The following is a 23,179-nucleotide window of genomic DNA, read 5'->3' as shown; positions in this document are numbered from 1 at the left end:
AGCAGCCGCTGTTCGATGCGTCGTTCGATCGGATCGTCGCATCCGGTCGCGCCGCCGCTTGGGTGCAAAGGCGGCGGCGATGGTCAGGATACGACAGGGAGAAGCCTGGTGCGGCGGCTTAGCGCGCGTTGAAACCCGGCAGGAAGCGGTTCACATCGACGTCGAGGAACTTCGAGCGCTCGAATTCGTGCTTGAGCTTGAATGGCACGGTGCAGTCGAAGATCGTCTTGCACGAGTTGCCCACTTCGAGAATGCTCGGGCTGTACGCGGGCGTCTGCGACGGATCGAGCGGATGGCAGCGCACGCCCGGAATGAAGATCGTGCTCACGTCGCCTTGATAACGCGTCTGCATGGCCCAGAGCACATCGTCGGTATCGAAGATATCGACGTCTTCATCGACGAGCATCACGTGCTTGAGTTCCGGGAACGCCGCGAACGCGAGCAATGCCGCCTGGCGGTGACGCCCTTCGTCGACCGGCGCGCTCTTCTTGAACTGCATCACCGCCAGCAGCTTGCCGCCGCCCGAGGTGTGCGCGAACACGTTGAGCAGCTTGCCCGGCATGGCGCGCTCGACCATCTGCAGAATGCTGGCTTCGGTGGGAATGCCCGCCATGTTGACGTGCTCTTCGCCCGGGCCCATGGTGGTCTGCAGGATCGGGTTCAGGCGGTGCGTGACGGCCTTCACCTTGATGACCGGCAGTGCTTCCTTCGCTTCGCCGGTATAGCCGGGGAATTCGGGCATGGCCTTGCGCGTGTCGGTGTTCTGGTCTTCGCGAATGCGCACGTTCGGCAGCAATTCGCCTTCGATCACGATCTCAGCATGGGCGATGGCGCGCGCATCGATCGTCAGACACTTCGAGAGTTCGACCGGACGGCCGCGCAAGGCACCGGCGATCTTCAGCTCGTCGAAACCCAGCGGCGTGGTCGGCGGCTCGAAACAGGCGGCCACGTAGATCGCCGGATCGACGCCGATGCTGATCGAGATCGGCAGCGGTTTGCCTGCTGCTTCGGCCTTCATGCGAAAGGCGTCGATATGGCGGCCCGGCGTGAGCCACATCGTCAATTCGTCCTTGCTCTGCACGCACAGACGGTGGATCGTCACGTCGTGTTCGCCGGTTTCCGGATCGGCCGCATAGCACAGCCCCATCGTCAGATACGGGCCCGCATCTTCGGGCGTATTGGTGGGCGCAGGCAGCAGCGTGCGCAGATCGAAGCCGGGATCGTCGGCGCGATGCACGACTTCCTGGCACTGGGCGCGCGAGGCCTCGACGACCACCGGGTCGATCGGGCGTTGCACCGAATCCTGCAGCAGAAAGCCGAGTTTTTCGGGCGCGGCGCCCAGCAGCCGAGCGACGCGCTGGCGCGACCCGAGCATGCCGATCGCAACGCGGAACGCCGGGAAGCCCTTCACGGTGTTGAACACCATCGCCGGGCCGCCTTTCTTCGTGGGGCGCGCGGTGGTGCCACCCGCGCCTACGTAACGATAGACGCCCGACAGTTCCGCTTCGGGATCGACAGGTTCGCTGGTTTCCACGTACTCGCCTTCGTGCTGCTTGAGCAGGGCGATGGCGGAACGCAGATCGGTTACGTCGGCGGCGGTGAGAATCGGTTCGCTCATGGTCGGAATCTCCAGGTTGGCAAGGGGAATCGGACGCCGCGTCAAGCTGCTTGACTGTTGGTCTGCTGGCGATGAGGCGGCGTCGCTGCGTGAGAAAAAGTATGCAATTTGCGTGGCCAAAGATCGATATACATGGACCGGCGATATTGATAAGCTCGCGCTTATGGATTCCTTGCTCACTTCCGCTTCCCTGCGCCGCCTTCAGGTGTTCCTGGCCGTGTGCGAAACGCTGCATATGGCGCGTGCCGCCGATCAACTCGGCGTGGCGCAGCCCGCGCTCAGCCAGCAGATCAAAGGGCTCGAAGAGGCGCTGGGCGTGCGCCTCTTCAACCGCCGCAAACGCGGCATCGACCTCACCACGGCGGGCGAGGCCTTTCGGGCCGAGGCGCAAAAACTTCTCGCGCTGCATGGGCAGGCGATCGATTCGGTGCGACGTACCGCGCGCGGCGAGATGGGGCGGCTTTCGGTCGGCTATGTGCCTTCGGCGATGTTCGAGCGCAGTTTTCCGCTGCAACTGCGCGCCATGCGCGAGCAGCATCCCCACGTCGAACTGACGCTGCGCGACGACAGCCTGGGCGAGCTCTGCAAGGCGCTGGTGGCGGGCGAGATCGACGTGGCGCTGGTGCGCGCGCCGGTGCCGGAAGGGTTGCCGCTCAAACATCGCGTGCATTCGACCCAGGAACTGGTGGTGATCCTGCCGGCCGGGCATGCGCTCGCCTCGCTCGAAAAAATTCCGGTGGCGCGGCTGGTGGCGGAGCCCATGATCGGTTTTCCCGATCCTGAACACGTGGGCATCATGAATGTCGTCGCGAATCTGGCCGCGAAGGCGGGCGTGACGCTGGAGCAGAAGTGGCGTGTTGCCGATGTGGGCAGCATCCTGGGTCTGGTGGCCGCGGGGCTGGGCTATGGCATCGTGCCGCAGAATTTCGCGCAGCTTGCCGGGCCGGAAATCGTCGTGCGTCCGCTGGCGGGGCGGCCCGCGCGTGCGGAACTCTGGCTCGTCTGGCACGAGGAAAAGGAAACGCCCGCGCTCAAGCGTTTTCTGGCGATTAGCGCGCGCAAATGATGCCGCGACGCGTTTGAGGCCGCCGCTTCGGCCATTAATTCGAGATTTCAAATCCTTAAAATTCAATGGGTTAGCGAGAAAACTTTGCACATGCACAGTTTTCTCTCGAACATTCCATAGCGGAGCGATGCCGCCCGCATCATTCCGCTTGCCAGCTAATGCCGCCTTAAACGATAATGATTGTTATTTACAATCGATCCTCCAGCTAGCGCGGCATCCGCCGGACGGCCTGGTCAGGACGCTTTCATACTGATTCAGTGGTCGAACGCTACTACCGCGAACTGTTGCACTTCCTTGGCCGGCTGGTGAAAGACCGCGATACGGCGTCGGATATCGCCCAGGAAAGCTACGTTCGCGTCCTCTCGCTGCGCGATTCCGGCGCGACCATTCTCGATCCGCGCGGCTTGCTTTACCGCACGGCGCGCAATCTGGTCATCGATACGCACCGGCGTGCTACAGTCCGCGCTCAATCGGTCGTCGAAGAACTCGACGATATCGACGAGCCCGCCGCGCATGTGTCGAGCCAGCCCGAGCACGTGTGGGAATCGTCGCAGCGCACGCGTGCGCTCGTGGCCGCGATCGATGCGCTGCCGCCGCGTTGCCGCGAGGCCTTCGTGCTGCACAAGTTCGACGGCCTGAGCCATAACGACGTGGCCGCCCGCATGGGCATCTCGCGCAATATGGTCGAAAAGCACATCATTCGCGGCCTGCTCGCCTGCAAGCAAGGGCTGACGGCGTTCGACGGCGCGACCGATCAGCAGAATCAAACGCGGACCGAAGCGCAAGCCGAAGCGTGCACCGGCAGCGCCGAATAAACCACAATGCAAGTTTCCCCGATGTCAGGTTTTTGCCCTGTCGCGCGTCTTCATGGGTATACGCGCTGACGATATGACGATGGAACGACCTCAACCCGAATCCGAAGTCTCCACGACGACCGATCCCGCTGTGGAAGAGCAGGCCGCCGCGTGGCTCGCGCGTCGCCAGAGCGGCCTGAATGCGCGAGACGAAGCGGCGTTGCAGACATGGCTCGCGCACAGCGCGGCGCACCGGCGCGCGTTCGAGCAACTCGCGGAGATCTGGCAAGCACTCGATGAGATTCCGCAGCACGAGGTTGCGCGCCTGCGCGCCGAAGTCCAGCGCGATGCGAAGCCTAAGCGCGCGCGAACGGCTGCATTGGCCTCACCCGCGCGCCGTGCCTTCATGCCGCGCTTCGCGGTGGCGGGGACGGCATTCGCGGCTGTGGGTGCAGGCGTGATCGGCTGGAAATACTGGCAGAAGGTCCCCACGTTCAGCGCGGTCTACGAGACGCGCCGTGGCGAACTCCAGACCGTTGCGCTACCCGACGGCAGCACCATGGAACTGGACACCGATACGCACGCCGAAGTGCGGCTATACCGCCATCGACGTGAAGTGCGCCTGCTGCGCGGGCAGGCGATGTTCACCGTGCAATCCAATCCCGATTGCCGTTTCGATGTGCTGGCGCGCGCCGTGACCGTGACGGTGGTGGGCACGCGCTTCTCCGTGCGTTGCACGGAAACTGGTCTGGTCCACGGCAACGTGCGCGTCGAAGTCGAAGAAGGACGCGTGCGCGTGGCGTCCGCGCCGCGCATGGTCGAACTGACGGCGGGGCAAAGCGTGGCCACCGACGAAACCGGCGTGCTCGAGCAGATCGCCGCTATTTCGCGGGGCGAAGTCGCCAGTTGGCGCGAGGGCCGCGTGAGTTTCGACAACACGACGCTGTTGCGCGCGCTGCAGGAATTCGCGCGCTACGGCCCGACGAATATCGTCGTCGACGATCCAGCGGTGGCGGCGATGCGCCTCACTGGCAGCTTCGACGTCCATCAGTTGAACCGCTTCGCACACGCATTGCCGCGTGTTTTGCCGGTGCGTTTGCGTGCGCGCGGCGATCTGATCGAAATCGTGCACGCGGCTTAATGCACCCGAATACGCTTTCTAAATTTTTTTAACGGACGATGTCAGGGTTAGCAGCAGTGCTGCGTCTTCATCGGTAATGGTTCTTGATTCGTTACTTGTTGGAGATGTCGTCAATGCTGCATCCTCGCCTTTCGCTGGCCACCATGACGGCCGCCGTCATTTGTGCCGTCATGACGTTCGAAGCGCCCAGCGCGCTGGCACAAACTTCGTCGGCTGTCGTGCCCGGCGCGTCCAGAAGTTATTCGATTGCGGCTCAACCGCTGGGTAGCGCGCTCAATGAATTTGCCCGCCAGGCCAATCTGCAATTGCTCGTGAAGCCTTCGCTGGTTGCGGCCAAAACGGCTCCGGCTGTGGCCGGGCGCATGACAGCGGCACAGGCGCTCGATCGTCTGCTGCAAGGCAGCGGTCTTGCCGCCGATTTCGCAGGCGGCACGGTGACGATTGCGCCCGCACCGGCCGCGCCCGCCACGCAGGCCGATGCAACCTTGCCGGCCGTGAGCGTGACGGCCAATAGCGGCGACGTGCAGCCGCCCACGGAAAAAACGCAGTCCTACACAATTCAGTCGACCACGGCGGGCAGCAAGATTGCGCTTTCGCCGAAGGAAACGCCGCAATCGGTTTCTGTGCTGACGCGTCAGGAAATGGACGATTTCCAGCTCAATAGCGTGAACGACGCGTTGAAACACGTCACGGGCGTGACGGTCGATCAGTACGAATCGTTCGCGACCGACTACACATCGCGCGGTTTCAATATCACGAATTTCCAGTTCGACGGTGTGGGCACGCCGCTGATCTACACCTCGCAATACGGCGATATCGATATGGCCTTATACGACCACGTCGAAGTGTTGCGCGGGGCGGACGGATTGAACGCGGAAACGGGCAATCCATCGGCGACGGTCAATTTTATTCGCAAGCGTCCGACCTATGATTTTCAGGCTTCGGGCAACGTATCGTTTGGATCATGGAACACCAAACGCGTCGATGTCGATATTTCGGGGCCGCTGAATAAAGCGGGAACGGTGGCGGGGCGGCTTGTGGCCGTGCATCAGGATGGCGATTCATATACCGACCGCCTCAAGCCGAGCAAGGATATCGTCTACGGCATCGTCGAAGCCAATCTCACACCCAGCACGCTGGCGACGGTGGGCTTCAGCTACGAACACAATCGCCAGGAGGGCGCGGGCTGGGGCGGTTTGCCATTTTTCGATTCGACGGGCAAGCAGTTGAGCTACAACGTCGGCACCAGCATGGCGCCCAGTTGGGCCTTCTTCAATACCGAAGAACAGCGCGCTTTTGCGGAAGTTTCGCAACAGCTTGGCGAGCGCTGGAACTGGAAAACGACGGTCAATTACAACGATATCTATAGTTACGCGAATATTTTTTATCCGTATGGGACGCTCGAACCGGATGGCTCCGGCGTGAATTCCTATACGTCCTGGTATCAATCGTCGAATCGGCAACTGGTGCTGGATACGAGCGTGACCGGGAAACTCGATCTGTTCGGGCGCACGCACGATATTGTTTTCGGTGCGAACTTCTCGCGATCGGAATTCACGAATCCATCGGCGGAAGGCGATGGCGACGGCGTGCCCGTCAGCTACGCCGATCTGCTTGCGGGTAATTACGCCAAGCCGTCATTCGGCGAAGCGACTTCGCATGTTAACTATCTGGACGTGCGGCGCTCGCTCTACGCATCGTCGCGCTGGACCTTGACGGACCGCGCGCATCTGCTGCTGGGTATCAACTACACGCAGGCTTCGAGTAGCGGCGATTCGAACGGCACGGGATACAACCAGCAATCGGTCGGCACCGCGCCTTATATCGGTCTGACCTATGACCTGACGCGCAACATCACGGCCTATGCGAGCTATACGAAGATCTTCAATCCGCAATATGAGTTGAATCTCGGCAATCAATTGCTGGGACCGGCGCGCGGCAATAACCTGGAAGCAGGGATCAAAGGCGCGTTTCTCGACAATCGCCTGAATGTGGCGCTCAGCGTGTTTCGTGTGCGCCAAACCAATATCGCCACTTATGGCGGCGTGAATCTTTCTACCGATCAGTATTACTACAACCCAGAAAGCGCCACCTCGCAAGGCATCGAAGCCGACATTGCCGGGCAGATCACACACGATTGGAACGTTAGCGCAGGCGCGACGATTCTGCGCGTGACCGGCGACAACGGGCAATCGGCGCAATTATTCGTGCCGCGCAAATCGGTGCATTTGACCACGACGTATCGCGTTCCCTATTTCGATCACAAGCTGACGGTCGGCAGCAGCATTCGCTGGCAAAGCGCGACGAGCTATGTGGAAGAGGGCGTGGGCACGGCCACCCAGGGCGCGTATGCGGATGTCGATTTCATGGCGCGCTTCGACGTGAATAAACACTTCACCATTACCGGCACGTTGAACAATGCGCTCAACAAGAAACACTGGGCGACGATGGAATACGACACCGGCATTTACGCGGCGCCGCTCAATGGCAGCGTGAATCTGACCTGGCGTTATTGATGTGCCGGCGCTTTCGATGGGCAGTGTCGCGGCGGTGCCGCTTTCGGCAAACAACGACCTGCTCGCGCACTGGCTCGCAGGCGTGACGACGGCGCGCGGCGGCGACGCCCTGCAAGCCGTCAACGCTGCGCTCGGACCGCGTTAGCTGCGCGCAGCAGTGGCCGAGATACCGCCTTCGGCATAAACCGTGAAACGCGTTTCAACTGGATCGTGATCGGCGCTCGGCGACATAAGGAAGACATAACGCCGGGCCCGCACACACATCACGTCGACCAGTTGCACTGCGCGGCGCGGCGAAATCTGGAAACTGGCGGCGGCTACGCTCAGGTCAGCGAGCGTATCTGGCGCGTGACCAAAGCGGCTGGCGAATAGCGAAGCGCTCCGGCTTTGCTTCGTGTCGAGTGGCGTGGATTGCCAGAACGGGTCGAAGGCCGGCTTCGCGAGAACGATGCCCATTTTGCGCACAGCGTCGCTGAAATCGTCCGCGCAAAGCTGAACTTCGGTCGTGGTGTTTTGAGACTGTGCATTAGGCGATTGCAGGCAATGCAATAACCAGCCATCGGGTACGGCAAGCGCCTTTTCCCACGCAGAAAAAGACGACGCGTTCGCGAAGCGCGGCATCTTGCCCGCTTCCCAGTTCTGTACGGTTTGCCACGGCGTCCCGAGCGAAGCGGCAATCTGCGCGAAAGACAAGCCAAGGCAACGCCGGCGCGCGGCGGCATGCTCGCCAATCTGGATACGCTGTAAAGGTGTGAGCGCGAAACTATCGGGCGCGCGCTCGGCGGCGTAACGCGGGCTTTTACGCGTTTCCTTTTCGATTACCGTTTCGACGTTTTCCAGAAGATATCCGCACGAGGATTTTAAAACGTCGGCCCAGGCATTGAGTTTGTATTGCCACATTCTGTCCGATATGCCGCCATTCTCCCAACGTCTGAGTGTTTGAGGCGTGACGCCCAGCAAACGCGCCGTTTCGGTGGGCGTTTGATTCAACGCCAGGCGCTTCTCGCGCGCGCGTCTGCCAATGATGGATTTCGCGCTCGAAGGGATAAGAACAACGGAATATCCATCAATGCCACTTTCTTCCTGCATTCCTTTTCCTGAAACTTGCATCGAATGAGTTTGGGCCATTGTGGCACGCGCTAGATGGGGTACCGCTATTCAATACATCGCTGTTTTCATTACGAATTGTTTATAAATGAATGGAAATGAATCGTAAAAATGGCGATACCAGAACGAGGGTAAAGGCGAAAAATCGATCCAACGATCTGGTGGGAAACAAGAAATGAAAATGAAAGCAACGAGTCGCCGCTAGAGGCTTTGTTGTGACCATTCCACAACACTCACATGCACGTCTTACATCGATTTTTACGGCTGTTTACAAAAATCGGTAGCTAACGAATAGCTTGACATCCTGCTACGCAAGGCGCCGAGCCACGCTTCATCTTTGCGTCGCCATCGCAGCCCGCCCCAATCCTTACTGCACGTTACGGTTTCCTCTGAAAATATATTGAATGGTAAAGGGAATCATTCGCATTTACGGATATCATCGCGGCCTTTGATGCACATTGGGTCACAAGACCCGCCACCACGCTGCGGATACCAACAGATGAACCGAACCACACACTCACCCGCACAGGCGTTTCGCCTGGCACCGCTTGCCGCTGCGGCGTTTGCGCTCGCGAGCCTGTCCGTGCAGGCCTTTGCCGCCGATGCGGCAAGTGCCGCAAGTGCCGCAAGTGCCGCGAGCGACGCCAGCACCGCATCCGGCGCGCAGTCGTCGGTGCTGCCCACCGTGAGCGTGAAGGCGGCCCGTGAAACGACGCCCGGCGATCTCGCGCCGGCATACGCAGGCGGGCAGGTGGCGAGCGGTGCGTCGATCGGCGTGCTCGGCAAGCAGAAGATGCTCGACGTGCCGTTCTCGGTCACGAGCTACACGTCGAAGCTGATTCAGGACCAGCAGGCGCAGACCATTGCCGATGTCGTGGCCAACGATCCGGCCGTGCGTACCGCGCTGGGCTACGGCAACTTCTCGCAGACCTTCATCATTCGCGGCTTCCAGGTCTATTCGGACGACATCGGCCTCGATGGCTTCTACGGGCTGACGCCGCGCCAGATGGTCGATACCGGCGCGATCGAACGCGTCGATATCTTCAAGGGCGCCAGCGCGTTCGTGAACGGCGCGTCGCCGGGCGGTTCGGGCGTGGGCGGCACGATCAACGTGCAGACCAAGGTCGCCGACGACAAGCCGCTCACGCGCGTGACGGTGGAAGGCAGCGCCTCGGGCGAACTCGGCACCCATGTCGACGTGGGCCGCCGTTTTGGCGCGAACGACCAGTTCGGTATTCGCGTGAACCAGACCGTGGTGGGCGGCAGCACGGCGGTGCAGAATCAGGACAGTCACTCGCAGCAGACGGCGATTTCGCTCGACTATCGCGGCGACAAACTGCGTCTGTACGCCGATTTTCTTTATCAGAAGAACAACATTACGGGCGGCCGTGCGGGCGTATTCGTGACGGGCGACGAGATGCCCGCGACGCCTTCGGCGAGCTATAACTACGCGCAGCCGTGGACCTATTCCAAGCAGGAAGACACGGTGGGCATGCTGCGCGGCGAATACGATATCGCGCCGAACTGGACCGCGTATGCAGGCGTTGGCTCGCGCCATACGACCGAACTCGGCGAATACTCGACCATCACCTATGACGCGGGTTCGGCGCAGGCCTATCGCATGGGCGACGCGCTCAAGGAAAATGCGGTTTCGGCGCAGGTGGGCGTGCGCGGCAAGTTCGATCTCGGCCCGGTCTCGAACCAGGTCAATGCGGGCTGGCAGATCAATCGCATCGCCGAATACGCCGCGTATGACATGAGCGGCTACTTCGCGACGAGCCTGTACAACACGTCGGCGGTGGCGTTCCCTTCGGCCAACTACAGCGGCGGCAACTTCGCCGATCCTGGCCTGACGACCTCGATCCTGATGCGCAGCTTCGTGGTGTCGGACACGCTCGGCTTCTTCCACGATCGCCTGTTGTTCACGCTGGGCGCGCGCCATCAGAATATCGTCGAGAACTCCTACGCTTACGGCACGGAAGTCGAAGACAACAGCGCGGCGTATAACCAGTCGGCGACCACGCCGATTCTCGGCATCGTCTACAAACTGCAGCCGAATCTGTCGATCTACGCGAACCGCGCGGAAAGCCTCGTGGAAGGCGGCACCGCGCCGAGCGGCTCGGCGAACGTCGGTCAGGCGATCGCACCGTTCAAGGCGAAGCAGTACGAAGCGGGTATCAAGTACGACGCGAATCACTATGGCGCAGCGCTCGCGGTCTATCAGATCAAGCAGCAGGTGGCCTACACCAACAGCGTGACGAATATCTATGGCGCGGACGGCATTCAACGTCACCGTGGCGTGGAGTTCTCGATGTACGGCGAGCCGGTCAAGGGCTTGCGCCTGATTGGCGGCGCGTCGTATATCAACGCGCAATTGCTCGATACGAGCGGTGGCACGGAAGACGGCAATCGTCCGATTGGCGTGCCGACCTGGACGGTCAACGCGAACCTCGAATACGACGTCCCGCAGGTGAACGGTCTCACGCTGATGGGCCGCGCGATCTGGACCAGCTCGCAGTATCTGGATACGGCGAACACGCAGAAAGTGCCTTCGTGGACGCGCTTTGACGTGGGTGCGCGTTACAAGACGCAGATTCTGCGGCACGACACCAGCTTCAACGTGATGGTGACGAACGTGGCGAATCGCTCGTACTGGTCGTCGGCGCTCGGCGGTTATCTGACGCAGGCGGAACCGCGCACGGCATGGTTCTCGGTGACGACGGACTTCTAAGTCAGAGCAAAAAAGCCCTGCGAATATAGGCAATGCCGTTCAGTTAAGCACTGAACGGCATTGTTGTTTTGATAGCGAGAAGTTGATGTAAACAACGCGCTGAGTAGTTGATTTTTCAGTGCGATGCTTTCCAGTCACCTGAGCGTTCTGCTCGAAGTGCAACAGCCAGCCGACCTCGGCCGGCCTACCTTAAAAAAGACCTTAACTGAACGGCATTACCGGCACGGGGTGGGCTTCGCAAATTCGAAAAATATTAAATCGCCCGAATAAATGGCGATATTTAAAGAAATTTGTGGAAAGTCAAATTCAACGCGATCTGTCGAGATTGTTAGCGCAAAGGTAAAGAGGCTGCACCCGTAATTCGGAATTTTCGGATATGTCGCCCGCTTGTTTGCGATCAGTTTAACGAGTGCGGGCGGCACCTCCTGTCGCCCATACTCCAGAGGTGAACAATGCGAGACGCAGACGCGGGGCGAAACGTTGCCTGTCTGGGCGACACCACGGACCACGGCGGCGAGGTGATCGAGGCCGCGCCGGATCTTTCCCACTTGAGGCGACGCGTTGCACTGGATCGGCACCTAGTCCGATGCCCGAAGTGCGACGGAGATTTCCGCATCAAGGCCAGCGGCAGGCGCACACATCAGGGCATAGCAATCGCGTACATCGGCGATGAAACGGAGTGCGGTGCGAAGTTGATGGAGGCCGCATGACGGGTGAGCAATGGCAGATGTTAGGCATGCGCGGCCCCGCGTTGCCAGAGCGAAAAATTCTAGGTTCGCGCGGGCGGCAACTGGACGAACCTGTGCTATGTCCCCGTCGCCTGGCAGGGCATGACGGCATTGGGCAGCTATTCGAATATCGCGTCGAGGCTACCGTACGCGCCAGTCTGTTGCCTGCCATCTTTGACGAAGACGCGCGCACGAAGATTGATCTGGACAGGATTGCGGGCACCGACGTATGGCTAACGATCGATCTCGAACGCGTGGACACGTCAGACGGTTTTGGGCGTATTACGACGTCAAGCAGCGGCGCGGGCCTGCGTCACATCAATGGTGTTATCGCATCGGCGTGTGTTCTGGGCGAAGAGGGTAACGACAACGTTTACGAGTTTGTTGTGCGGCCATCGTTCTGGCTCGCAACGATAAAGGTCAATTCACGGGCCTATAGTGGGCCGATCATCGATATTCTGAATGACGTCATAAGTCCTTATGGCGCGATCGAATGGCGCATTGATTCGCTCACCAATCCACAACGCGACTACGTTCGGCAGGCGTGGGAAAGCGACTGGGATTTCTTCATCCGGCTTTGTGAGGAATGGGGCTTCGTTGTCTGGATCGAACATCACGATAAAGCCCACACGCTTGTTATTGCAGATAACGCGAGTGCTTACCGCAAGCACGAGCGGGCGTATGAAACACTGCGCTATCACGCGCGCGGCGGCCACATCAATGAAGAGCACATCAACGCGCTTACGCTATCCAGCACGGTCACGGCGGGTAGCGTTACGGTGCAGGACCATAGTTATAAAACGCCGCGTCTAGGGCCGTCGGCCATGCCGTTTCGCGAGACATATAGCCAGCCACGCGATACGGCACGCGCACGTCAGGAGGTATTTGCGCGCGCGGATTTCGCGCAGCCCAAAACGCGCCGGGGTTTGTACTATGACGAAACCAACTGGCGGGAAAGTGCGCAATATCTTGCCCGCGTAAAGCTCGAAGCGTTGCGCGCTGCGGGTCTTCGCGCAAAAGCGTGCGGGCCATTGCGCGGCGTTGAAACTGGCAAAAGGCTTGCGATCACTCACTACCCTTATCAGCCAGGCAATTGCGCCTATCTGGTCACAGAAACCGATATCGACATAAGCGCGACCGGTACAACATCTGCTTCACAACGCGAATACGCAATTGAATCGTCGTTCGTCTTGCAGCCGATGCGCGAGCCGTACCGTATGCCCCAAACCACGCCGCGCCCGCATCTGGGCGATGAATACGCGGTGATCGTCGGCCCCGAAAATGCGGAAATCTATGTTGACGAATTTAACCGCGTGCTGGTTCAGTTCGATTGGGATCGCGAGGGGAAATACGATGGCAAATCGTGCATATGGGTGCGTCTAGCCACGTCATGGCAAGGAAACGGTATGGGCACTGTCGCGCATGCGCGGTGCGGGCAACAGGTGTTAATCAGTTACGTGCATGGCGATCCAGATCGGCCCGTCGTATCTACATTCGTTGTCGATGAGAATAATCAACCGCCGTGGAAACTGCCGGAGAATCACGCGCTAACCGGGATTGTGAGCAAGAGTCTGGGCCGTGGTACATCAACGAATCATCTTGCGCTAGATGACACGCAAGACCGGATGCAGGCGCAACTAGCCAGCGATTACGGTAAATCGAGTCTTAGCCTGGGCTACAACACGCGCATTGACGGCAATAAAGGACGGCAGGACGCCAGAGGGCAGGGCGTCGAATTGCGTACTGATCTGGTGGCGGTCATACGCGCGGCTAAGGGTCTGTTGTTTTCGACGTGGGGACGCGTCGGCGCTGCGGGCAAAGCGGCGGATATGGGGGAGACGATTGGCAAATTGACGGCCGCGCGCGATGTCCACGAAAACGCGGCGCAACTCGCGCAGCGCCACGGCGCACAGGATGCGCAAGAAGGGCAGGTAGAAATCGTCGCGGCGATGAAAGATGCCAATGCACGTCTGCGCGGCAAAACCACGAACGAACGTGACGCATTCCCCGAATTTGAAAGTCCATCGATTGCGATATCGAGCGCTGACGATCTGCACACGTCGGCGGCGGGGAGCACGTACATCGCGAGTGAGCGTAATACCGCCTTGACGTCGATCGGGCATACATCAATCGTCTCGGGCAAATCGTTGCTGGCGTCGGCGCTCGAAAAGATTGCGTTCTATGCGCAGAAGGCCATAACGATCATTACGCCGGGCCCGGTGCATATCCAGTCGCGCAATGGATCGATGATGCAATCCGCGCAGGACGCATTCAGCATTACGAGCACGAACGGAATAGTGCAGATCGCGGGGAAACAAGGCGTCGATATCATGTGCGGCGGCACGCTGCTACGCATACGCCCGGAAGGTATAACGGGTTATACAGGCGGCAATTTCATGATGCATGCAGCGGACCATGCAACCGCCAAACCAGAGCCGAAGCCGGTCGATTATCCGGTTACGGCGGAGAACCCCGGCAAGCTCGCTGCGCATCATGTGTTGGTCGAAGATGGTGGGGGTTTTGCTCTACAGAATCAGCCCTACCGCGTCACTATGGATGATGGCCAGATCATTACTGGCGTCACCAATTCTCTCGGAGAATTTCAGCCAGTCACTAGCAACGCAATATCGTTCGGAAGCGTGGAACTGCTTTCACAGAGCGACCCAGATACGGTGATTGGCTTCGTTCAAACGATCGTTTATGAAAACGCCAACAAGGTACTTTCTCCGATTCGTGAACCGGCTATGCCAAAGCGCCAGGCGAAAGTTGGAGGTGAATCAATCACGACACCGAATCCCCTTTCTACGTCGCAAGGGAAACCACCAACCTATATCACTTGTGACCCTTTAAATTTTGGTTTGCGTGCCAGCAGATTTGTAAATGGGGCAAAGCAAGGTGATGTATCGACGGCTCGAGATCGTCGAATGGATATCGAATATCCTGTCGCAAAAAAATACACGGAGGATATGCGGGTAAGGTTAGGTGAAATCGATTGGAAGGGGATGATAGAAAAGTCAACTGACGAAATGGCGGATGTGATTGTGCCAGTCGTTGAATCCTCTATATACACAGCGTTAAAAGCTGGAGCATTCGGTTTCCCGGTAGTTGGAAATGACATTTTTCCGCTACCGAAAATTGTTTTTGTCGGGCCGGAGAATTTTGATAGATATGGCATGAAGGCGAATTATTCGGCATGCTTTAATTCGAATTTATGGATGATGATAATTAATAAATTCGAAGTTTTGCGAATTGCAAAATCAGATGCGCCTGCATCAAAAAATGGACCGATGAGTAATGTTGCTAACACGATCTATCATGAGGCACGCCACTGCCAACAAAAATTCTGGATGATATCTCTGTGGGCAACGAACTCAGATGATTATGCGATGTTCCCGAATCTCGAAACGCATTACCGCTCAACGGTCGCTCAGGAAGCGTTCGCAATCGCCAGAAAGACAGAGTTTCCAAATGACGACGTGGCGAAGATCGGTGTTCATAGAATGTTGGTATTCGATTATTACTGGTCGATGATGAGCGTGCCAGAATCGGCAGTCGATTTTAGGAAGGATTTGCCGATCGCAGAACGACAAGTTTGCGAATTGTTGGGAATTTCTGCGGACGTTGCCAGGAAGAGAGTAGATCAAACCATAGGATACAAGAGCCATTTACATGAGGAAGACGCATATACATGTGGGGACATTGTTGATCGCTATTGGAATCATGAGGCTTATTTGCCCAATCCAGGCGCTTGCAGATCCGAGTATGTCGACACAATCAGAGCAATCGGGGGTATCGGTGGTGCCTGAAACCATTTCGAATGCACAGAAGACAGCGCTTTTCTCAATGATTGATGAGGCGATGAACATCATGGAGGGTGACAAAAAATATTCCCAGGATGACGTGGCTTTGGGGGCTATTCATAACGTGAAATCATGGCCTAGTGACCCCGGGAAGACGTATGTTTATCGTTCGAATTCGATACCGTCGGCGGCGATCGAATTTTCTACTATGTCAGATCCGTCAAATTACTCCGATGATCGCAATTTAGTTCCAATCGTGCCAAAGGCGTTTTCTATTTACTTTCGCGATTCTGTCTCCGGCGTAGATCGAGAAGAGTTAGAGAGGCGTCTTTCCTTGGGAAATTTTTGGATAGACATCGACGGTAACAGGCATGACGGAAACAGTTTGCAACCGTCCCCGCCATCGATTCAACTACGCGTGTATAGATATCGAGTAAAGAGCGAGCGATCGAGTCCAGTCCCTGTTGATGTCGAGTTAAGTTTTTTCGATGCGAAGGAAGGGGACGAGCACACAGCGCCAGTGTTGAATTCGATCGAATTTAGGCGTGCGTATCCCTATCTGACGCCCGCAATGCGCAAACAGAAGCGCGATGAGGCAGCGGCGCGCGCGAACGCGGCATATGGGAAAAGCAGGGGGGGGGAACAATGAGACAGCTTCGCACGCTGCACGCAATACGTTTGTTAAGCCACCATTGTGCTAACCCTGCATACGAGGCTGCAAAGAGGACGAAATTTCCAGAGGACGATCGTATCCGTGTCGGTATTCACGCGATGTTGTTGTTTCACTATTACTGGCAAATGACGGCAATGATGGATAAAGTCGGATACGAATATCTGAAAGAGGATTTTCAGGCAGTCGAGGACGCAGTTTGCAAGGTTCGAAATGTAACACCTGAAGTAGCCAAGAAAATGGCGCCTCACAAACCGGGTTACTACAGTCATCTACATGAAGAAGATGCTTATGCGACAGCCGATGTTGTTTACTCGTATTGGAGCAATCCTGACAGTCTCACTGGCTTTAAACCCGGCGCTTGCACAGACAATTACGTCACAACAATCAAGGCAATTGGCGCATAGCATGGTGGATGAAAAAATGACTAGAGAGCAAACAAATGCGCTAATTTCGGTTCTAGACGACGCAATGCATGTGCTGCGAGACGACGCACCGTTGAATGGTGACGATCTGCGTATTGGAAAGGTTTTAACTGTAGATGTCGATAAAAGTTCTGATCAAATTCTATATAAATTCAAGAACGGTTCTTTGCGGAACGTAAGCATCACTCTGCTTGCCGGACCCGATCCTCTGAATTACGCGGAAAATAGAAGTGATGTTCCCATTGTTCCGGTGACGCTGAGGATTCAGATGCTTGATTCTGCATTTGGTGTTAGTCGACTTGAAATTGAACGAAAACTTGATCTGGCAAAATATTGGATCGATACCGATGGGATAAAGCACGATGGCAATGACATGGGTGCTGGTGCGCCCCCATCGCCACTTTTGCACCGATACCGGTATCGGGCAAATCCGCATGTGAATAGCCACTTTCCTGTTGATGTTGAACTCTTTTATGGAGACCCGCCGCCGGATGACTCATCTAGCGGTCAATCGCTCATCGCGATAACGCTCGAACGTGCTTATTCCTATCTGACACCCGCAATGCGCAAACAGAAACGCGAAGAGGCAGCGGCGCGCGCGAACGCGGCATATGGGAAAAGTAGGGGGGCCGAGCAATGAGACAGCTTTCGCACGTCGCACGCAATCCGTTTGACACGTCTCCAGTGCGCTTACCCATGGTAGAGCGGCGAGGCCGTCCACCACTCTATGAGTGGACGCCCGCAACGATCGCTCTCCTGGGCACGATGACCGACGCGCAGGCAGCAAAAATTATCGGCGCGTCGGTTGCGACCGTGAACGCGAAGCGGCGTCAACTTGGGATTGAATCCGCACGCGAACACGGCAAAACGCGTATTCACTGGACGCAATCAAATTTAGCCTTGCTGGGCCGGTTTTCGGATGCCGCTATTGCCGCGCGTATGGGTGTATCAATTTCAACCGTCGCGCAGAAGCGCCACAGTATCGGTGTGCCTGCACGTTCACGCATACCAGCGTTACCAGATGACGCGTGTTCGCTTCTGGGAACCTTACCAGACGGAGAAATTGCCAAGTGCTTTAACGTCTCCATAGAGCTTGTACGGCGGCGGAGGCACGAATTAGGCATCGATCGATGTCCACGCGCTCGAAAGTGGACAGAAGAAGAGATAGCCTTGTTGGGCACGATGCCGGACGCAGCGGTTGCGGCGCGCCTGGAGTTACCGCACGGTCTCATCCATAAAAAACGCAATCAACTAGGCATCAAGCGATTCGCGCGTGTATGGACGGAAAGCGAAATAGAAATGCTTGGAAAATTCTCAGATCGCGAAGTCGCGCGACGCCTGGCTATTTCGCTTGTTCTCGTAAGGAGGGAGAGGCGGGCGCACGGGATCGAGGCGAAGCGATCGACGCGCTATTTCGCGCAGCGAGCCGAACGGGTGTTTGAAAGCCGGCCATTTCGATCTGCAACGGATGGCCGCAACTGGAGAGAGGCGGCAAGCGATCTATTCGGCGCGGTTCCTGACGCTGCGATTGCTTTGATGTTCGGCGCGACTTATAACGAAGTTCGCGACGAAAGAATCCGGCGCGGTATTCCGCCTTTCCGCTCACAGCAATGGAAGCCCGAAGAGGTTGCATTGCTTGGGACCATGCCCGACCAGAAGGTCGCCGAACGCATGGGGTGTGGAAACTCTACTGTGTTTCGAATGCGCATGAAACTGGGAATTCCGAAATACGTTTATCAATGGACAGATGAGGAGCTAGCGCTTTTGGGCACTGTAGCCGACGAACAGTTAGCCAAACGCACAGGGCTCTCTATAAGGACCATCGGCACTGTCAGGCGTGAACGTGGGATTCCGTCTTTTGGAAACGTAAAGCGTCAACGTTAAATGACAACCTGGAAGACTACAGCCCCGCTTCGACGGGGCTTTTTTCGAGGACTAGCAATTGCCCATGCTCTCCTGCATTGCACTTTTTATCGTCGCGTTCACTACTTTGTCGCGCTCAACGCAGACGACGCTAGCCACGCGCAATGCTCCCAATCCCATTGCTAATAGCGGACTGGTTTATGCCGTCTTTTGAAATTGATTTTCCTACTCTAACGGTTACGCCTGCAGCATCGAGCGCGGAAAGCCTCGATGATCTGATGCGGGGCAAGGCGCGATGTTCGCAGATGTCGCCAAGGCGCGAGCATTGTATAAAGCCGGCTACAGGAGCCATCTGCATGAAGAAGATGCGTATCGATGTGAGGATCTTGTTGTTAATTACTGGCTTGATTACTCATTTCTACCTAACCCCGGTGTTTGCACAGATGAATATATCAAAACCATCAAAAGCATTGGGGGAGCCTGAAGTGAATAGACATCTTTCGGTGAGCGAGGCGAACGCATTCTTCGATATCGTAGAGGCCGCGATGAAATTACTTCGCGATGACAACGCCGATGAAGCTAACGCTGCGTTTGGTGCGCGATATGCATCTGAGGGGGAAGCCGGGGCCCCCGGATACCGATATTTATACAAATCCTTAGCTTTGCCTCAAGCAGACATCGAGTTGTATACAGGCGCTGACCCACTTGACTATTCCGATGATCGGAGTTCTGTAGCGGTAGTGCCTTTGTCATTTCGCTTACGGTTTAAAGCGTCGATATATGGGATTGACAGAAATATTTTGATGCAACGTCTTGCTCTAGAATCTTATTGGGTTGATTCCGATGACATAAGACATCATGGCAATAGTCTTCCGAGCTTTCCTCCCACTCCTCAATTGCATACCTATCGTTACCGCGCACGGGAAATATTAGAAAGTCGGTTCCCCGTGGATGTGGAACTGTATTTCATCGATCCCTTAAATGGTGATTCGAATCAAGATTCGAGATTAGATGAAGTGCTGATTTACCGTGCATATCCTTTCCTCACACCCGCAATGCGCAAACAGAAACGCGATGAGGCAGCGGCGCGCGCGAACGCGGCATATGGGAAAAGCAGGGGGGGCGAGCAATGAGACAGCTTCGCACGCCGCACGCAATACGTTTGTTAAGCCACCAGTGCGCTAACCCCGCATACGAGGCGGCAAAGAGGACGAAGTTTCCAGGAATGTCGATTATGTTCGATGCCGCTGTCCGTCCAGATATAAGGGAGGTGGCAAGGACAACGCCATTTCCTAACGACAGTCTTGTGAGAATTGGGGTCCACCATATGCTAATTTTTGAATATTGGTGGTTCATCGTTTCGGAGCGAGAGAAGCACAGTGATTACGCCCCTTACGCGCAGGTCTTTGCCGATGCGGAAAAGTTCAGTCTGAGATTTGCACATTACGTGGTGTTACTCCTGAGCAAGCACTAGTTATGGGGGAACGTGGTGAGCCCGGCTATCGAACACACTATCACGAGGAAGATGCATATGCGACTGAGGACGTTGTTTTGCAATATTGGAAAAATCCAGATCGTGCTTTTTTTCTCAATCCAGGTGTGTGCGCAAACGAATATGGAAAAGCACTCAAGCAGATTGGAGTCAGTGGAAATGGCTAACCAGAATTCGGAAGGCAAGATTAATGCAATTATGACTGTGCTTCGTAATGCGATGCTGCTGGTTCGTGATAATGCACCACTGAATCTTGAAAGTTCAGATTTCGGAAGCATCCAATCGGTAGAGAAGTCACCGTTCTCCGAATTCGGGAGCGCGTACACGTTCAGAAATAAATTAACTCCAGAGTCAGACATAAAGATTATTACGATGGACGATCCGCTTAACTACTCCGATGATCGTTCTCGCGTTGCAATTGTTCCGTCTAGTTTCGAGCTGAATTTCTATGTAGTGGTGCGGGACATAACGCCGTCGATGCTCAAGGAACAACTCGACTTGGCAGACTATTGGATTGATGCAGATGGTGAAATTCACAACTACAACGATATGGGTCCGGGCATCTCACCGATGCCGAAGCTGCACCTCTATCTCTACCGTGCGAATATGAGAACAACTAGCCAGTTTCCGGTTGATGTTGAATTATCCTACGGCGACGGCACATCAGAGGAATCATCCGGGACAAAGCCTAGCCTATGGACGGTAAATATTAGGCGGGCTTATCCCTATCTCACACCCGCAATGCGCAAACAGAAACGCGAAGAAGCAGCGGCGCGCGCGAACGCGGCATATGGGAAAAGCAAGGGGGGCGAGCAATGAGACAGCTTTCGCACGTCGCACGCGATACGTTTGTCACGTCTCCGGTGCGCTTACCCGTGGTAGAGCGGCGAGGTCGTCCACCACTCTCTGGTTGGACTAAATATATGAATCTCAATTCAAGGCTAGTGCACGCATTAGCCTTGGTAGTCATGGCGACTTTCCGGTGACAACGATCAAGCGTGCAGATACTGGAAGGACGTGACGTACTATTTCGCTTCTACGGGCTGCAAATGCAGGGCCTTCTTACATCCGCAGTAAAAAACCGTTCCCATGCGCCGTCTGCATTAGCAGCGTCTTTATCACGCTATTGGATAAACGTATCGGATTTGCTTCGTTGTCAGCCACGGCGCGCGCACGTAGATTGAGTGCTTTGGCACTCTCAAGGCAATCAGCGTGACTACCTCCGTTTCTCTGGCTGAACCTCGCGCTCAGGACGCGCAGCAGCACTTCGACATTCGCGCGCTCGACGCGCCGCTCGGTGCGGAAGTCATCGGCCTCGATCTCACGCAGCCGCTGGGCGTAGCGGATTTCGCGCGCCTGCATCGCGCTCACCTCGATCATCACGTGCTGGTCTTTCGCGACCAGCGCATCACGCCCGAGCAGCAGATCGCCTTTTCGCGGCGCTTTGGCCCGCTGCAGATTCACGTGCTGCATCAGTTCGCGCTGCCCGGTCATCCCGAAGTGCTGATCGTCTCGAACATCGTCGAGAACGGCAAACCCGTGGGACTGGGCGATGCGGGGCACTTCTGGCACTCGGACCTCTCGTACAAGGAAAAGCCGAGCCTCGGTTCGATGCTGCATGCGCAGGAACTCCCGGCGGAAGGCGGCGATACGCTGTTCGCTAACATGCATCTCGCGTGGGACACGCTGCCCGATCATCTGCGCCGCGCCGTCGAAGGCCGCAGCGCCGAACACACCTATCTCGCGCGCTATGCCGAGCTGCAGGCGCGCAGCCCGTGGCGGCCGAACCTTTCCGCCGCGCAGATTGCGCAGGTCAAGCCGGTCGAGCATCCGGTGGTGCGTACGCACCCCGAAACGGGGCGCAAAGCGCTGTTCGTCAGTGAGCATTTCACCACGCGTATCGTCGGTTTGCCCGAGGACGAAAGCCGCGCACTGCTGGAGGAACTGTTTGCGCATAGCGTGCGCGAGGACTTTCTTTATCGGCACGTCTGGCGCGAGCACGACATGGTGTTCTGGGACAACCGCTCGCTGATGCATCTGGCGGCAGGCACGCCCGACCATCTGCGCCGCAAACTCTATCGCACGACGATCGAAGGTGATGCGCCGTTCTGAGCGCACTTCCGATACGACAACTACGCAACAAAGACGGGGTTCATCCATGCAGCTTTCGTTTCCGCCCGCGCTTCGTAGCGCGCTCGCCCGCGCCATCCAGCCACTGCGCCGCGCCGCTGCGCTTTCTCTTTGCGCTGTGCTGGCCGTGACCACGCTGGCCACCACGCAACCGGCGCAGGCCGAAGGCACGATCCGTGTCGCCGAGCAGTTCGGCGTGGTTTATCTGATGCTCAATGTCGCGCGCGATCAGCATTTTATCGAGCAGGAAGGCCGCAAGGCCGGGCTCGATATCAAGGTGGACTGGGTGCGGCTCTCGGGCGGCGCGGCGGTCAACGATGCGCTGCTTTCGGGCGCGGTGGATATTGCGGGCGCGGGCGTCGGGCCGCTACTGACCGTCTGGGACCGCACGCACGGGCGCCAGAACGTCAAGGGCGTCGCTTCGCTCGGCAACCTGCCGTATTACCTCGTGAGCACCGATCCAAATGTGAAATCAATTGCCGATTTCACGGCGAAGGATCGCATTGCGGTGCCGGCCGTGGGCGTTTCCGTGCAGTCGCGCGTGCTGCAATATGCATCGGCGAAGCAATGGGGCGACAAGCAGTTCGACCGCCTCGACAAATTCACGCAGGCCATTCCGCATCCCGATGCTGCCGCCGCGCTGATCGCCAATAGCAGCGTGATTACGGCGCACTTCGGCAATCCGCCGTTCCAGCAGCAGGAACTGGCTGCCAATCCGAAAGCGCATATCGTGCTGAATTCCTATGATGTGCTGGGCGGCCCGAGTTCGGCGACCGTGCTCTACACGACGGAGAAGTTCCGCAACGACAATCCCAAGACGTACCACGCTTTCGTTGCCGCGCTCGCCGACGCGGCGCAACTGATTTCCACCGATCCCGCGAAAGCGGCCGATATTTATATCCGCGTGAACGATTCGAAGATCGACCGCAATCTGCTGCTGAAGATCCTGCGCGACCCGCAGGTGCAGTTCAAGACGGCGCCGCAGAATACGCTGGGTCTCGCACAATCGATGTATCGCACGGGCGCGATTCGCAACGAGCCCAAATCGTGGCGCGATTATTTCTTCGATGATCCGGCGACGGCGGGCGGTAGCTGAAT

Annotated in this window: 18 protein-coding genes; 16 read left to right on the top strand and 2 right to left on the bottom strand. The window is 57.2% G+C overall.

Going from position 1 to position 23,179, the window contains the following annotated elements:
* Positions 1–118: 118 nt before the first annotated feature.
* Complete coding sequence (locus G3N59_RS07990; protein ID WP_205982024.1) at positions 119–1,618, bottom strand: UbiD family decarboxylase; 1,500 nt, start codon at positions 1,616–1,618, stop codon at positions 119–121.
* A gap of 163 nt (positions 1,619–1,781) precedes the next feature.
* Between G3N59_RS07990 and G3N59_RS07985 the strand changes: the two genes are divergently transcribed.
* The 5 genes from G3N59_RS07985 to G3N59_RS37265 all read left to right on the top strand — a co-directional run bounded on the left by G3N59_RS07985 (position 1,782) and on the right by G3N59_RS37265 (position 7,280).
* Positions 1,782–2,684 carry a LysR substrate-binding domain-containing protein gene (locus G3N59_RS07985; RefSeq protein WP_205982023.1) on the top strand — a complete coding sequence of 301 codons (903 nt, stop codon included), beginning with the start codon at positions 1,782–1,784 and terminating at the stop codon, positions 2,682–2,684.
* A gap of 257 nt (positions 2,685–2,941) precedes the next feature.
* Positions 2,942–3,499 carry a sigma-70 family RNA polymerase sigma factor gene (locus G3N59_RS07980; RefSeq protein WP_205982022.1) on the top strand — a complete coding sequence of 186 codons (558 nt, stop codon included), beginning with the start codon at positions 2,942–2,944 and terminating at the stop codon, positions 3,497–3,499.
* A 79-nt stretch (positions 3,500–3,578) separates the two neighbouring features.
* On the top strand, positions 3,579–4,619 hold the full coding sequence (locus tag G3N59_RS07975) for a FecR domain-containing protein (protein WP_205982021.1): 1,041 nt from the start codon (positions 3,579–3,581) through the stop codon (positions 4,617–4,619).
* Positions 4,620–4,732: 113 nt separating this feature from the next.
* Complete coding sequence (locus G3N59_RS07970; RefSeq protein ID WP_205982020.1) at positions 4,733–7,135, top strand: TonB-dependent siderophore receptor; 2,403 nt, start codon at positions 4,733–4,735, stop codon at positions 7,133–7,135.
* Between the two features lie 16 nt (positions 7,136–7,151).
* The gene (locus tag G3N59_RS37265; RefSeq protein WP_277397899.1) at positions 7,152–7,280 is read left to right on the top strand and encodes a hypothetical protein; all 129 of its coding nucleotides are present in this window, start codon (positions 7,152–7,154) and stop codon (positions 7,278–7,280) included.
* On the opposite strand, the gene G3N59_RS07965 is transcribed toward G3N59_RS37265, so the two are convergent.
* Positions 7,277–8,035: a hypothetical protein gene (locus tag G3N59_RS07965; protein WP_241023262.1), complete on the bottom strand. Its 759-nt coding sequence runs from the start codon at positions 8,033–8,035 to the stop codon at positions 7,277–7,279. The two genes, G3N59_RS37265 and G3N59_RS07965, sit on opposite strands and share 4 nt — an antisense overlap.
* Positions 8,036–8,741: 706 nt before the next feature.
* Here G3N59_RS07965 and G3N59_RS07960 point away from each other — a divergent pair.
* The 11 genes from G3N59_RS07960 to G3N59_RS07910 all read left to right on the top strand — a co-directional run bounded on the left by G3N59_RS07960 (position 8,742) and on the right by G3N59_RS07910 (position 23,177).
* Positions 8,742–10,973 carry a TonB-dependent siderophore receptor gene (locus tag G3N59_RS07960; protein WP_205982018.1) on the top strand — a complete coding sequence of 744 codons (2,232 nt, stop codon included), beginning with the start codon at positions 8,742–8,744 and terminating at the stop codon, positions 10,971–10,973.
* 452 nt (positions 10,974–11,425) lie between these two features.
* On the top strand, positions 11,426–11,683 hold the full coding sequence (locus tag G3N59_RS07955; RefSeq protein WP_205982017.1) for a PAAR domain-containing protein: 258 nt from the start codon (positions 11,426–11,428) through the stop codon (positions 11,681–11,683).
* The gene (gene tssI, locus G3N59_RS07950) at positions 11,680–15,507 is read left to right on the top strand and encodes a type VI secretion system tip protein TssI/VgrG (protein WP_205982016.1); all 3,828 of its coding nucleotides are present in this window, start codon (positions 11,680–11,682) and stop codon (positions 15,505–15,507) included. The genes G3N59_RS07955 and tssI overlap by 4 nt, the downstream gene beginning before the upstream one ends.
* Positions 15,464–16,150 carry a hypothetical protein gene (locus tag G3N59_RS07945; protein WP_205982015.1) on the top strand — a complete coding sequence of 229 codons (687 nt, stop codon included), beginning with the start codon at positions 15,464–15,466 and terminating at the stop codon, positions 16,148–16,150. Before tssI ends, G3N59_RS07945 begins: the two co-directional genes overlap by 44 nt.
* Positions 16,147–16,578: a hypothetical protein gene (locus G3N59_RS07940; RefSeq protein WP_205982014.1), complete on the top strand. Its 432-nt coding sequence runs from the start codon at positions 16,147–16,149 to the stop codon at positions 16,576–16,578. The genes G3N59_RS07945 and G3N59_RS07940 overlap by 4 nt, the downstream gene beginning before the upstream one ends.
* Before the next feature lies 1 nt (position 16,579).
* Positions 16,580–17,236 (top strand): hypothetical protein, encoded by a 657-nt coding sequence (locus tag G3N59_RS07935; protein WP_205982013.1) that lies wholly within the window; start codon positions 16,580–16,582, stop codon positions 17,234–17,236.
* 125 nt (positions 17,237–17,361) lie between these two features.
* Positions 17,362–18,480 carry a hypothetical protein gene (locus G3N59_RS07930; protein WP_205982012.1) on the top strand — a complete coding sequence of 373 codons (1,119 nt, stop codon included), beginning with the start codon at positions 17,362–17,364 and terminating at the stop codon, positions 18,478–18,480.
* Between the two features lie 335 nt (positions 18,481–18,815).
* Positions 18,816–19,592: a hypothetical protein gene (locus G3N59_RS07925; RefSeq protein ID WP_205982011.1), complete on the top strand. Its 777-nt coding sequence runs from the start codon at positions 18,816–18,818 to the stop codon at positions 19,590–19,592.
* A gap of 518 nt (positions 19,593–20,110) precedes the next feature.
* A complete protein-coding gene (locus G3N59_RS07920; RefSeq protein WP_205982010.1) occupies positions 20,111–20,770 on the top strand; it encodes a hypothetical protein in 660 nt (219 codons plus the stop codon).
* Between the two features lie 393 nt (positions 20,771–21,163).
* Positions 21,164–22,063, top strand: coding sequence for a TauD/TfdA family dioxygenase (locus tag G3N59_RS07915; RefSeq protein WP_346777859.1), 900 nt, complete (start codon positions 21,164–21,166; stop codon positions 22,061–22,063).
* A gap of 46 nt (positions 22,064–22,109) precedes the next feature.
* A complete protein-coding gene (locus tag G3N59_RS07910) occupies positions 22,110–23,177 on the top strand; it encodes an ABC transporter substrate-binding protein (protein ID WP_205982009.1) in 1,068 nt (355 codons plus the stop codon).
* Positions 23,178–23,179: the final 2 nt, after the last annotated feature.

Source organism: Paraburkholderia sp. Ac-20340 (assembly GCF_017104965.1).
GTDB lineage: Bacteria > Pseudomonadota > Gammaproteobacteria > Burkholderiales > Burkholderiaceae > Paraburkholderia.
The sequence above is the reverse complement of the archived record's forward strand: the minus strand, read 5'-3'. Positions and strand labels throughout refer to the sequence as shown.

What these genes read in the sequence shown, in the direction of transcription:
- G3N59_RS07940 (WP_205982014.1), top strand. Translation starts at nt 16,147, where the DNA reads ATGAGACAGCTTCGCACGCTGCACGCAATACGTTTGTTAAGCCACCAT.
- G3N59_RS07920 (WP_205982010.1), top strand. Translation starts at nt 20,111, where the DNA reads ATGGCTAACCAGAATTCGGAAGGCAAGATTAATGCAATTATGACTGTG.
- G3N59_RS07955 (WP_205982017.1), top strand. Translation starts at nt 11,426, where the DNA reads ATGCGAGACGCAGACGCGGGGCGAAACGTTGCCTGTCTGGGCGACACC.
- G3N59_RS07985 (WP_205982023.1), top strand. Translation starts at nt 1,782, where the DNA reads ATGGATTCCTTGCTCACTTCCGCTTCCCTGCGCCGCCTTCAGGTGTTC.
- G3N59_RS07975 (WP_205982021.1), top strand. Translation starts at nt 3,579, where the DNA reads ATGGAACGACCTCAACCCGAATCCGAAGTCTCCACGACGACCGATCCC.
- tssI (WP_205982016.1), top strand. Translation starts at nt 11,680, where the DNA reads ATGACGGGTGAGCAATGGCAGATGTTAGGCATGCGCGGCCCCGCGTTG.
- G3N59_RS07935 (WP_205982013.1), top strand. Translation starts at nt 16,580, where the DNA reads ATGGTGGATGAAAAAATGACTAGAGAGCAAACAAATGCGCTAATTTCG.
- G3N59_RS07965 (WP_241023262.1), bottom strand. Translation starts at nt 8,035, where the DNA reads ATGTGGCAATACAAACTCAATGCCTGGGCCGACGTTTTAAAATCCTCG.
- G3N59_RS07960 (WP_205982018.1), top strand. Translation starts at nt 8,742, where the DNA reads ATGAACCGAACCACACACTCACCCGCACAGGCGTTTCGCCTGGCACCG.
- G3N59_RS07925 (WP_205982011.1), top strand. Translation starts at nt 18,816, where the DNA reads ATGAAGAAGATGCGTATCGATGTGAGGATCTTGTTGTTAATTACTGGC.
- G3N59_RS07945 (WP_205982015.1), top strand. Translation starts at nt 15,464, where the DNA reads ATGTCGACACAATCAGAGCAATCGGGGGTATCGGTGGTGCCTGAAACC.
- G3N59_RS07910 (WP_205982009.1), top strand. Translation starts at nt 22,110, where the DNA reads ATGCAGCTTTCGTTTCCGCCCGCGCTTCGTAGCGCGCTCGCCCGCGCC.
- G3N59_RS07970 (WP_205982020.1), top strand. Translation starts at nt 4,733, where the DNA reads ATGCTGCATCCTCGCCTTTCGCTGGCCACCATGACGGCCGCCGTCATT.
- G3N59_RS07930 (WP_205982012.1), top strand. Translation starts at nt 17,362, where the DNA reads ATGACCGACGCGCAGGCAGCAAAAATTATCGGCGCGTCGGTTGCGACC.
- G3N59_RS37265 (WP_277397899.1), top strand. Translation starts at nt 7,152, where the DNA reads ATGGGCAGTGTCGCGGCGGTGCCGCTTTCGGCAAACAACGACCTGCTC.
- G3N59_RS07990 (WP_205982024.1), bottom strand. Translation starts at nt 1,618, where the DNA reads ATGAGCGAACCGATTCTCACCGCCGCCGACGTAACCGATCTGCGTTCC.